Origin of the sequence: Pelagivirga sediminicola (genome assembly GCF_003072125.1) — a bacterium.
Lineage (GTDB): Bacteria > Pseudomonadota > Alphaproteobacteria > Rhodobacterales > Rhodobacteraceae > Roseovarius > Roseovarius sediminicola.
Window position 1 is genome coordinate 415,903 of the sequence record NZ_QCYH01000001.1, and the last position, 12,143, is coordinate 428,045.

The following is a 12,143-nucleotide window of genomic DNA, read 5'->3' on the forward strand; positions in this document are numbered from 1 at the left end:
GCGGCGCATGATCGCGCCCGGCGCGCTGTTCTGGTGGGCGCTTCTGGCAGTCACATGGGCGCTGTCGACATGGTCTTTCCAGCTCTACAAGGCGCTCGATGCGCGCTGGATCATCCGCTTTCCCAAGGGTTGGCAGATCGATTTCGAGGGCTGGATATCGGCGGCGATGAAATGGCTGCTGGAGGACGCGACCTTCGGGCTGTTCACGTTTCAGGATCTCACGCGGTTCGTGTCGTCCCTGATCGAGCTGCCCTATGATCTGGCGCGCGCGGCGCTGGCGGACGGGTTCATCACCGGGCTGGGCAGCAACGCGGTGCAGATCGCGCCGCCCTTGGGCTGGGTCGCGGTCACGGCGCTGATGATGCTGCTGGCGCTCTATGCGCGCGGCTGGGGGCTGGCGGTGCTGGTGGGGGCGTGTTTCGTCTATCTGGCGGTGTTCGGGCAATGGGACAGCGCGATGGTCACGCTCGCCTCGGTCGTGATCGCGGTGCCGATCGGGGTGCTGGGCGGTCTGGCCCTCGGGATCGCCTGCTACCGGCTGGCGTGGGTCGAGCGCAGCTTGCGCCCGGTGCTGGACCTGATGCAGACGGTGCCGATCTTTGCCTATCTGGTGCCGATCCTGTTCCTTTTTGGTTTCGGCCCCGTCTCGGCGCTGGTGGCCACAGTGATCTACGCGATGCCGCCGATGGTGCGGGTCGCCACCGTCGCGCTGCAATCGGTGCCGCCCGAGGTGGTCGAGGCCGGGCATATGGCCGGCTGCACCCGGCGCCAGATGATGTGGAAGGTGCTGGTGCCCTCGGCCGCGCCGACGCTGATGGTCGGCGTCAACCAGGTGATCATGCTGTCGCTGAACATGGTGATCATCGCGTCGATGATCGGCGCGGGCGGTCTGGGCTTTGACGTGCTCAGCGCGCTGAGGCGTCTTGATATCGGCGGCGGGATCGAGGCGGGGCTGGCCATCGTCGTGATCGCCATCGCGCTGGACCGCGTCAGCCAGGCTTTCGCGCGCCGCCTGCCGGACGCGGCGCCGGACCGCGGCGCCGGGCCCCTGCAGCGCCATCCCTACATCACCGCGGCGCTGGCGGTGGTTGTCGCAACCTATCTGCTGGGCCTCGCCCTGCCCGCGTTGCAGGATTTCCCCGACCGCCTGACGCTGACCACCTCGGCCTTCTGGGAAGAGGCGATGCGGTGGATCAACGTCACCTTTTTCGATACGCTGGACGCGATCAAATCGGCGTTTCTGACCTATCTTCTGCTGCCGGTGAAACGCTTCTTTACCGGCATTCCCTGGGCGTGGGGCATCCTCGCCACCGGGCTGGCGGCCGCGCGCATCGGCGGCTGGCGGCTGGGCCTGATGGCCGCCGTCATGGCCGGGTTGATCGCCTGCGTGGGCCTGTGGGACAAGGCGATGACCACGGTCTATCTGTGCGGCGTGTCGGTGCTGATCGCCTATGCGATCGGCGTTCCCTTGGGTATCTGGGCGGGCCAGAGGGCGGGCGCGCATGCCTGGGTGGGCGCCTTCATCGACACGCTCCAGACGCTGCCCAGCTTTGTCTACCTGATCCCGGTGGTCATGCTGTTCCGCGTCGGCGATTTCTCGGCCATGATCGCGGTTGTGCTCTATGCGCTTGCGCCCGCCGTGCGCTATGCCGCCCACGGGGTGCGCAGCGTCGATCCGCAGATGATCGAGGCGGGGCTGGTCGCAGGCTGCACGCCCCGGCAGCTTTTGTGGCGGATCAAGCTGCCGCTGGCGGCGCCCTCGCTGCTGCTGGGTCTGAACCAGACGATCATGCTGGCGATCTCGATGCTGGTCATCACCGCGCTCGTGGGCACGCGCGATCTGGGACAGGAGGTCTATATCGCGCTGACCAAGGCGAATGTGGGCCAAGGCATCGTGGCGGGGCTGGCGGTGGCGTTCATCGCCATTGTCGCCGATCGCGTCATCTCGGCGATGGCGGCGAAATCAAGGGAAAGGTTGGGTCTGACATGACACCGGACGAGGCAATCGCCGCCGCGCGCGCCCTGCCCTGCTGGACCGCGCCCGGCGCGGCAGTGGCGCTGGAGGGCGGCATCACCAATCACAACATCAAGCTGACTGATCAGGGCCGCGACTACGTCGTGCGGCTGGGCCAGGACATTCCCGAACACGGCATCCTGCGCTGGCACGAGCTGTCGCTCAGCCGCGCCGCCGCCGCTGCCGGGCTGTCGCCCGCCGTGCATTACCATGCCCCCGGCGCGCTGGTCATCGACTTCGTCGAGAGCGCCGCCCTGACCGAGGCGGATCTGCATGATCCCGAAACGCTGATGGATGCGACCGACCTGATCGCGCGCCTGCACCGCGAGATGCCGCGCCACGCGCATGGCCCGATCCTGTCATTCTGGGTGTTCCACATCCTGCGCAGCTACGCCCATGACCTGCGCGAGGCCGGCTCGCGCCACACGCCCGCCCTGGCCGGGTTGCTGGAGCAGGCGGATCTGCTGGAACGCGCGGTCGGCCCTGTCGATCTGGTGCTGGGCCATAACGATCTGCTGCCCGCCAATATCCTGCGCGGCGCCGGGCGGCTGTGGGTGATCGACTGGGAGTATGGCGGCTGGGGCTCGCCGCTGTTCGATCTGGGCGGGCTGGCCTCCAACTGCGATCTGGACCAACCTGCCGAAGAGGCGATGCTGACGCGCTATTACGGCGTGCCGCCCGGCGATGACCTGTGGCGCAGCTACACGGCGATGAAATGCGCGTCCCTTCTGCGCGAGACGATGTGGTCCATGGTGAGCGAGCAAAGCTCGGCCATCGATTTCGATTATGCCGCTTACACCGACAAGAACCTGAGCCGCTTTCGCGATGCGCTGGCCGCCTTTACCGACAAGGAAACCCCATGAGCGAATTTCCCACCCAGGCGCGCGCCGTCATCATCGGCGGCGGCATCATCGGCTGTTCGACCGCGTATCATCTGGCCGATCTGGGCTGGGACGTGGTGCTGCTGGAGCGCAAGAAGCTGACATCGGGCACCACGTTCCATGCCGCGGGACTGGTCGGGCAGCTGCGCTCGAACGCCAATATCACGCAGCTTCTGGGCTATTCGGTGGACCTTTACAAACGGCTGGAGGCCGAGACGGGGCAAGCGACGGGATGGAAGATGAACGGCGGCCTGCGCCTTGCCTGCAATGCCGAGCGCTGGACCGAAGTGAAACGGCAGGCCACCACCGCGCATAGTTTCGGGCTGGAGATGGAGCTGCTGACGCCCTCGGAGGCGCAGGCGCTATGGCCCCTGATGCAGGTGGATGACGTCATCGGCGCCGCCTACATGCCCACCGACGGGCAGGCCAACCCATCCGACATCACGCTGTCCCTGGCCAAGGGCGCGCGGCAGAAAGGCGCGCGCATCTTCGAGGATACCAAGGTGACGGAGGTGATCGTCGAGGATGGCGTGATCCGAGGGGTGCAGACGCAAAAGGGCCGGATCGACACCCCCATCGTGATCGCCTGCTGCGGCCAGTGGACCCGCGCCTTTGCCAAACGCGTGGGCGTCAACGTGCCCTTGGTGCCGGTCGAGCATCAATACATGGTGACCGAGCGGCTCGACGGGGTCACGCCGGATCTGCCCACCCTGCGCGATCCCGACCGGCTGACCTACTACAAGGAGGAGGTCGGCGGGCTGGTCATGGGCGGCTACGAGCCGAACCCGATCTTCTGGGCCAAGGGCGGCATCCCCAAGGATTTTCACTACACCCTGCTGGACAGCAATTTCGATCATTTCGAGCAGTTGATGGAACTGTCGCTGGGCCGCGTTCCCGCGCTGGAGACGGCCGGGATCAAGACGCTGACCAATGGCCCCGAAAGTTTCACCCCCGATGGCAATTTCATCCTTGGCGAGGCGCCGGAGCTGCGCAATTTCTTTGTCGGCGCGGGCTTCAACGCTTACGGCATCGCGGCGGGGGGCGGCGCGGGCATGGCGCTGGCCGAATGGGTGGCCACGGGCGCGCCGCCCTATGATCTGTGGGCCGTCGATATCCGCCGCTTCGGGCGGCCGCATTTTGACGATGACTGGATCCGCAGCCGCACCTATGAAGCCTACGGCAAGCATTACACCATGGCCTGGCCGCATGAGGAGCACAGCTCGGCCCGGCCCTGCCGCAAGTCGCCGCTTTATGACATCCTGAAGGAAGGCGGCGCCGTTTTCGGCGAAAAACTGGGCTGGGAGCGGCCCAACTGGTTTGCCGAAGGCACCGAGGACGCGCATGACATCTACACCTTCCAGACGCCCAACTGGCACGGCGCCGTCGCGCGCGAGCACAAGGCCGCGCGCGAGGCGGCCGTCCTGTTCGATCAGACGTCATTTGCCAAATTCACGCTGAAGGGCCCGGATGCCGAGGCGGCGCTCGGCTGGATCGCCGCGAATGACGTGCGCGGCCCGGCCGGCACGCTGACCTATACGCAGATGCTGAACGATCGCGGCGGCATCGAATGCGATCTGACCTGTCTGCGCGTGGCGCCGGACGAGTTCTACATCGTCACCGGCACCGGCTTTGCCACCCATGATTTCGACCATATCGCCCGCAATATCCCGGCGGGCATGAACGCGCAGCTGGTCGATGTCACCTCGGGCTTGGCGGTCCTGTCGCTGATGGGGCCGAAAGCGCGCGAGATCCTGCAATCGCTGACCCATGCGGATGTCTCGAACGGCGCCTTTCCCTTTGGCACCGCGCAGACCATCGGCATTGCGGGCGCGCCGGTGCGCGCGCTGCGCGTAACCTACGTGGGCGAGCTGGGCTGGGAGCTGCACCTGCCCTGCGAATACGCCACAGCCGTCTATGCCGCCCTGCACAAGGCCGGCGCGCCGCATGGCCTGCGCAATGCGGGCTATCGCGCGATCGAGTCGCTGCGGCTGGAGAAGGGGTATCGCGCCTGGGGCTCGGATATCGGGCCCGATCACACGCCATTGGAGGCAGGCCTTGGCTGGGCGGTGAAACTGAAAACCGGGCTGGAGTTTCGCGGCCGCGCCGCCTGCGCCGCGCAAAAGACGCAAGGCGTGCGCAAGATGATGGCCACCTTCACCGCCGCCAAGGACGTGATCCTGTCGGGGCGCGAGACGATCTATCGCGACGGCGAGCGCTGTGGCTGGCTGAGCTCGGCGGGGTTCGGGCACACGGTGGGCTTGCCGATCGGGATGGGATACGTGCGCGATCCCGGCGGCGTCACCCGGGATCATGTGCTGGGCGGGCAGTATGAGCTGGAGGTGGCCGGTGTCCGGGTGCCCGCAAAGGCGCACATGGCGCCGCTTTACGATCCTGACATGCAGCGCGTCAAAGCTTGACGGCGCGGCGCTGAAACAAAAAAGAGCGGACGCAAGCGCCCGCCCTTCTGTTTCAGCCGTTCGGTCCGATCATTCGGCGTCGCCGGGCGACAGCGAATGCAGATAGGCAAAAACGTCCGCCGCATCCTTGTCGTCGCGCACCTTCCAAGCCATCTTGCTGCGGGCCTTCTTGTCATCAAGAGTCTCGCGCAGCCAGTCGGTGGGATCCTTGACATAGGCGACGAAATTTTCCTCAGTCCAGATCGTGTCCGTATCGGCAACCTCGGCCATCGACTTGCCGTATTTGAAATCCTCGACGACAGCGGCATGATGTCCGGTGATGTTGTAGAGGTTCGGACCCTGGCGACCGTTCCGGCCTGCCAGAAGCTCGCCCTCGTCGTCCTTGACCACGTGGCAGGTGGCGCATTGCCGTCCGAACACGGTTTCGCCTGCGGCGGCATCGCCGCTCGGCTCGATCGCGGCGGTTTCGGCGTCATCTGTCGCGGCAAGGGCTGGCGCGCCCAGCATCAGGGCGATTGCGGTGGCTGTTGCAACGAATGGTTTCATCGGTTCTCCTCGGCCCGCATCGGACCTTTCCTGTGGTTCTGCGAGACAACACATAGCACGCCGCGCCGGTTCCGAAAGAGCCGTCTTCGCGACGGCGGCAAGACGCGACCGCCCGAAGCATTCCGCACGGCGCAGGATCCTTCGGCATTTGCCCTCTATCCATGCTGCAAAACTCTGGCGCTCGGTGAAAATTGATCCTAGGATCGCGCCAATGACGCTGCATGGATCCGAAGGGGGACAGAACCAATGACAGACGCATCAAACCCGCCGCAAAAGACCGCACCGACACTGCCGCGCGGCATGACGCGCCGCCACTTTCTGGCCAGTGCCGCCGCGGCCGCGCTGGCCATCGGCCTTTTTTCCGGCGCCGGGCGCGCCCTTGCCGCCGAGCCGATCAAAGTGGCCGGCGTCTATACCGTCCCGGTCGAGCAGCAATGGGTCAGCCGCCTGCACAAGGCCGCCACAGCCGCCGCCGAGCGGGGCGATATCGACTATGCCTTTTCCGAGAACGTCTCGAACACCGATTATGCCCGCGTCATGCGCGAATATGCCGAAAGCGGCTATCAGCTGATCATCGGCGAGGCATTCGCGGTCGAGCAGGAGGCGCGTGACGTGGCCGCCGAATATCCCGATATCGCCTTCCTTCTGGGCTCCAGCTTCAAGGAAGACGGCGCGCTGCCGAATTTCGCGGTCTTCGACAACTACATTCAGGACGCCTCGTATCTGACGGGAATCATTGCAGGATCCATGACCGAGACGGGCAATGTCGGCCTGATCGGCGGCTTTCCCATCCCCGAGGTGAACCGCCTGATGCATGCCTTCATGGCCGGCGTGCGCGAAACGCGCCCCGATGCCACCTTCCAGGTCAGCTTCATCGGCTCGTGGTTCGATCCGCCCGCCGCCAAGGAAACCGCCTTTGCCATGATCGAGAACGGCGCCGACATGCTTTATGCCGAGCGGTTCGGCGTCAGTGACGCGGCCAAGGAAAAGGGCGTTCTGGCCATCGGCAACGTGATCGACACGCAAGAGCAGTATCCCGACACCGTCGTCGCATCGGCGATCTGGAATTTCGAGCCGACGCTGAACATGGCGATCGAGCAGGTGCGCAACGGCACCTTCGAAGCGGCCGATTACGGCACCTATTCCTATATGGCCGAAGGCGGCGCCGAACTGGCCCCCTTGGGCACGTTCAAGGGCAAGGTGCCGCAGGAGGCCATCGATCTGGTCGAGGCCCGCACGGGCGAGATCATGTCCGGCGACTTCACCGTGGAAATCAACGACGAAGAGCCGAAGTCCCAGTAAATGCCAGACCAGACAGAGGCGCAGGTGGTCCTGCGCCTCGACAATATCACCAAGACATTCGGCGCACTCACCGCGAATGATGCTGTCAGCCTGACCCTGCACAAGGGCGAGGTGATCGCCCTTCTGGGCGAGAACGGCGCCGGCAAGACCACGCTGATGAATATCCTCTTCGGTCAGTATACCGCCGATTCCGGCGGCGTCGAAGTCATGGGGGCGCCCCTGCCCCCCGGCAATCCGCGCGCCGCGCTCGATGCCGGGGTGGGCATGGTTCATCAGCATTTCACGCTGGCCGAGAACATGACCGTGCTGGAGAACGTGACACTGGGCACGCGGCCTCTTTTCGCGCCGGGGCTGAACCGGGCGGCGGCGCGGGCGCGCATCCTGAGGCTGGCGCAGGATTTCAAGCTCAGCGTCGATCCCGACGCGCGCATCGCCGCGCTCAGCGTGGGCGAACGGCAGCGGGTCGAGATCCTCAAGGCGCTTTATCGCGATGCCCGCATCCTGATCCTGGACGAGCCGACCGCGGTGCTGACCCCGCAGGAGACGAACGATCTGTTCGAAACGCTGCGCACCGCCGTCGCCCTGGGCCTGTCGATCATCTTCATCTCGCACAAACTGCACGAGGTGATGGCGATTTCCGACCGCGTCGTGATCCTGCGCCATGGCAAGGTTGTGCATGAGGGCGCCATCGGCGACACGGACCGGCATGATCTGGCCGCCCGCATGGTCGGCGGCGAGGTGAGCGCGCCCAAGGCGGTGCCGGGCGTGGCGGGGGCGCCGCTGCTCGCGCTGCGGGGCGTCTCGACCCCCGATCGCGGCAGCGCGCCGGGGCTGAAAACGCTGGATTTCAGCCTGCATGCCGGGCAGATCACCGGGCTTGCCGGTGTGTCGGGAAACGGCCAGTCGGCGCTGGCGGACCTAGTCGGCGGCATGACCCGGCCCGCCAGCGGCGCGCTGGTCCTGAACGGCGCGGATGTGCATCACTGGAGCCCCCGCACCGCCGTGCGCGCCGGCATCGCCCGCATCCCCGAGGACCGGCACAAGACCGGCACCATCGCCGATTTCGACCTGTCCGAAAACGCCATTCTGGAAAGCTACAAGGACCCGCCGTTCAGCCGCCATGGCTGGATGAACTGGCGAGCCGCGCGCGCCTTCGCGCAGCGCATCATCGACAGCTATGACGTGCGCTGCCCCGGCCCCGGCACCCGCATCCGGCTGCTGTCGGGCGGCAACATGCAAAAGCTGATCCTGGGCCGCGTCATGGAAGGCGCGCCGCAGATCATCCTGGCGAACCAGCCGGTGCGCGGCCTTGATATCGGCGCGGTCAACTATGTCCATTCGCAACTGCTGGCGGCCCGCGATCGCGGCGCCGCTGTTCTGCTCATCTCCGAAGATCTGGATGAAATCATGGCCTTGTCGGACGTTATTCATGTCATCTCCGAAGGCCGCCTGTCGCCGCCATTCGCGCGCGGCACGATGAGTCCCGCGCAGCTTGGCGTCTGGATGGCCGGTCACGGCTTCGAGGAGACGGCCCATGCGTCTTGAGCCGGTCGCCAATCCCACGGCGCTGCGCACCCTCGCGCCGCCCGCGCTGGCCATCGCCGCGACGGTCGTCATCGCGTCGCTTCTGGCGATGCTGGCGGGCGCCAACCCGTTTTCAGTGCTGGGCCTCATCCTCAAGGGCGCGTTCGGCAGCAAGTTCGCACTGCTGGAGACGCTCAACCGCGCGACGCCGCTGATCTTCACCGGCCTCGCCGTCGCCGTCGCTTTTCGCGCGCGCCTGTGGAATATCGGCGCCGAGGCGCAGCTTTATGCCGGCGCGCTGGTCGTCGCCATCCTCGGCGCGGGGCTTCTGGACTGGCCCGCCATCCTGCTGCTGCCGACCATGGCGATCCTCGCGATGGTCGCGGGCGCGATCCTGCTGCTGATCCCGGCGCTGCTAAAGGTGCGGCTGGGCGTTGACGAGGTCGTCACGACGCTGCTGATCAATTTCATCTTCCTGCTCTTCGTGTCGATGCTGCTGGAAGGCCCGCTCAAGGATCCGATGGGCATGGGCTGGCCCAAATCCGCGCGGCTGATCGACGAGGCGCGCCTGCCCCGGCTGATCGAGGGGCTGCGTCTGCACTGGGGCTTTGGCCTTGCGCTGATTTCGGCGGTGATCGTCTGGGTGATCGGCACGCGCACCACGCTGGGCTACGAGATGCGCGCGGTCGGCCTGAACCGCAACGCCGCCGAGTTCGCCGGCATCCCGGTAGGCCGCGTTCTGATCAAGACGGCGCTGCTGTCCGGCGGCCTTGCGGCGCTGGCGGGCTTCTCCGAAGTGGCGGGGCTCAAGGGCAATCTCACGCTCGATCTGAGCCCCGGATTTGGCTACACCGGCATCATCGTGGCGATGCTGGCGCTGCTCAACCCCTTGGGCGTGGTGGCGGCGGCGCTCTTTGTCGCGGGCATATTCGTCGGCGCGGACTCCATGTCCCGCGCGGTGGGCGTGCCGACCTATCTGGCCGATATCATGCTGGCGACGGCGCTGCTCCTGATGGTCGTGGCGATCCTCTTGACCCGGTTCCGCGTGGTGAGGGAATGATGGATATTTTCGAGATTTTCCTGACCGCCAGCTTCTGGACCGCCGCGATCCGCATCGCCTCGCCGCTGATCTTCGCCACGCTGGGCGAGCTGATCTGCGAGCGGGCGGGCATCCTGAACCTCGGGATCGAGGGGATCATGGTCGCCGGTGCCTTCGCCGGCTGGATGGCGGTCTATTCGGGCCTTGGCCTTTGGCCCGGCGTCGCGGTCGCCTTTGCGGTGGGGATGGGCTTTGGCCTGATCCATTCGATCCTGACGGTGCCCTTTGGCCTGTCGCAGCACGTGGTCGGCCTCGGCGTCACCCTGCTTGCGACGTCCAGCACCTACTATGCCTACCGCCTCGCCCTGCCCGAGGTGACCAGCCCGCCCAGCATCACGCCCTTTCAGCCGCTGGAAATCCCGCTGCTGTCCAAGATCCCGGTGATCGGGCCGGCCCTTTTTGCGCAAACGCCGCTGACCTATCTGGCCTTCGCGATGGTCGTCATTGTCGCGCTCGTCCTCTACCGCACACCGCTGGGCCTTGCCGTGCGCGCGGCCGGCGAAAACCCGCAGGCGGTGGCGGCGCAGGGCCTTTCGGTCACGGCGATCCGCATGGGCGCGGTGATGGTCGGCAGCGGCCTGATGGCGGTCGGCGGCGCGTTCCTGACGATGTCCGCCTTCAACAGTTTCTTTTTCGAGATGGTGTCGGGGCGCGGCTGGATCTGCATCGCGCTCGTCGTTTTCGGCGCGTGGAAACCGGGCAAGGCGCTCTTGGGCGCGATCCTGTTCGCGGCCTTCGACGCGCTGCAGATCCGGGTTCAGCAAACGCCGCTGGGCGCGGGCATCCCCTATCAGATCTTCCTGATGATGCCCTATATCCTCTCGATCCTCGCGCTGGTCGTCATGTCGCGCCGTGCCGAGGTGCCCGGCGCCCTCATGGTGCCATTCAACAAGGGAGAACGCTGATGTTCGACATCATCATCAAGGGCGGCACGCTGCCCGATGGCCAGACCACCGATATCGGCATCAAGGATGGCCGCATCACCGCGATCGAGTCCCTGGGCACCGACGCGCGCGAAGTGATCGATGCGGCGGGCGATCTGGTCTCGCCGCCTTTCGTGGATCCGCATTTCCACCTCGATGCCACGCAATCCTATGGCACGCCGCGCATCAATGCGTCGGGCACGCTGCTGGAGGGGATCGCGCTCTGGGGCGAGTTGAAAGACATCACCACCGAGGAGGAGATGATCGCCCGCGCGCTCACCTATTGCGACTGGGCCGCCTCCATGGGCCTGCTGGCGATCCGCAGCCATGTGGACACCTGCGACGACAGCCTCAAAGGCGTGCGCGCCATGCTGGAGGTGCGCGAGCAGGTGAAGGATTACATCGACCTGCAGCTTGTCGCCTTCCCGCAGGACGGGTTCTACCGCGATCCCACCGCGCGGCAGAACACACTGCGCGCGCTCGACATGGGGCTGGACGTGGTCGGCGGCATTCCGCATTTCGAGCGCACCATGGCCGACGGCGCCGCCTCCGTCCGCGAGCTGTGCGAGATCGCGGCGGAGCGCGGCCTGCCCGTCGATCTGCATTGCGACGAGACGGACGATCCGCTCAGCCGCCATATCGAAACGCTGGCCTGTGAGGCCCAGCGCCTCGGTCTTCAGGGGCGCGTCAATGCCAGCCACCTGACATCGATGCACTCGATGGACAATTATTATGTCTCCAAACTTCTGCCCCTGATCGCCGAGGCCGGGATCACCGCCGTGCCGAACCCGCTGATCAACATCATGATCCAGGGGCGCCATGACAGTTTCCCCAAGCGCCGCGGCCTGACGCGGGTCAAGGAAATGCAGGCCCATGGCATCACCGTCGGCTGGGGGCAGGATTGCGTGCTGGATCCGTGGTATTCGCTCGGCACCGCCGACATGCTGGATGTGGCCTTCATGGGCCTGCATGTGGCGCAGATGTCCTCGCCCGAGGACATGGCGCGCTGTTTCGACATGGTTACACATCAGAACGCCGCGATCATGGGGCTGACCGATTACGGCCTGCATGTGGGCGCGCATGGCTCGCTGGTCATCCTCGACGCGGCAAACCCCATTGAGGCGCTGCGCCTGCGCGCGGCACGGCTTTGCGTGATCTCCAAGGGGCGCATCATCTCGCGCAGCGCGCGCATGGATGCCGACCTCACCCTGCCCGGCAGGCCCGACCGCGTGCGACGGCGTCACCAGAGCATGCATGACTGACGCACGCCCGCTTTCTTCTTGCCAAAAATATCCTGGGGTGAATTTGCCGAAGGCAAAAAGGGGCAACGCCCCTCCTGAACTTGCCAAATGCATGCCGCGTCCACAGGTTATAGGATACCGCCGCCGCCAGCGGATGTTCATCCGCGACCCCATAATGCCGCATTGGGTATATTAA

Annotated in this window: 9 protein-coding genes; 8 read left to right on the forward strand and 1 reads right to left on the reverse strand. The window is 65.9% G+C overall.

Annotation, left to right across the window (positions count from 1 at the left end; genetic code table 11):
* Positions 1 to 7 precede the first annotated feature (7 nt).
* From DC366_RS01955 to DC366_RS01965, 3 genes are read left to right on the forward strand one after another with little or no spacing between them, the layout of a single operon-like run.
* Complete coding sequence (locus DC366_RS01955; RefSeq protein ID WP_108690484.1) at positions 8 to 1,990, forward strand: ABC transporter permease; 1,983 nt, start codon at positions 8 to 10, stop codon at positions 1,988 to 1,990.
* Entirely contained in the window at positions 1,987 to 2,877 is an 891-nt protein-coding gene (locus DC366_RS01960) for a phosphotransferase (RefSeq protein WP_108690485.1), read from the forward strand. The genes DC366_RS01955 and DC366_RS01960 overlap by 4 nt, the downstream gene beginning before the upstream one ends.
* Positions 2,874 to 5,312 (forward strand): GcvT family protein, encoded by a 2,439-nt coding sequence (locus tag DC366_RS01965; protein WP_108690486.1) that lies wholly within the window; start codon positions 2,874 to 2,876, stop codon positions 5,310 to 5,312. Before DC366_RS01960 ends, DC366_RS01965 begins: the two co-directional genes overlap by 4 nt.
* Positions 5,313 to 5,381: 69 nt before the next feature.
* On the opposite strand, the gene DC366_RS01970 is transcribed toward DC366_RS01965, so the two are convergent.
* Complete coding sequence (locus tag DC366_RS01970) at positions 5,382 to 5,858, reverse strand: c-type cytochrome (RefSeq protein ID WP_108690487.1); 477 nt, start codon at positions 5,856 to 5,858, stop codon at positions 5,382 to 5,384.
* A 246-nt stretch (positions 5,859 to 6,104) separates the two neighbouring features.
* On the opposite strand from DC366_RS01970, the gene DC366_RS01975 reads away from it, so the two are divergent.
* Genes DC366_RS01975 through DC366_RS01995 form a run of 5 tightly spaced genes read left to right on the forward strand, consistent with a single transcriptional unit; the run spans position 6,105 to position 11,968 of the window.
* A complete protein-coding gene (locus tag DC366_RS01975; RefSeq protein WP_207768644.1) occupies positions 6,105 to 7,160 on the forward strand; it encodes a BMP family protein in 1,056 nt (351 codons plus the stop codon).
* Positions 7,161 to 8,705, forward strand: coding sequence for an ABC transporter ATP-binding protein (locus DC366_RS01980; RefSeq protein ID WP_108690488.1), 1,545 nt, complete (start codon positions 7,161 to 7,163; stop codon positions 8,703 to 8,705).
* Positions 8,695 to 9,744, forward strand: coding sequence for an ABC transporter permease (locus DC366_RS01985; RefSeq protein ID WP_108690489.1), 1,050 nt, complete (start codon positions 8,695 to 8,697; stop codon positions 9,742 to 9,744). The genes DC366_RS01980 and DC366_RS01985 overlap by 11 nt, the downstream gene beginning before the upstream one ends.
* Positions 9,744 to 10,688: an ABC transporter permease gene (locus DC366_RS01990; protein ID WP_108690490.1), complete on the forward strand. Its 945-nt coding sequence runs from the start codon at positions 9,744 to 9,746 to the stop codon at positions 10,686 to 10,688. Before DC366_RS01985 ends, DC366_RS01990 begins: the two co-directional genes overlap by 1 nt.
* Positions 10,688 to 11,968 carry an amidohydrolase family protein gene (locus tag DC366_RS01995; protein WP_108690491.1) on the forward strand — a complete coding sequence of 427 codons (1,281 nt, stop codon included), beginning with the start codon at positions 10,688 to 10,690 and terminating at the stop codon, positions 11,966 to 11,968. The genes DC366_RS01990 and DC366_RS01995 overlap by 1 nt, the downstream gene beginning before the upstream one ends.
* Positions 11,969 to 12,143: the final 175 nt, after the last annotated feature.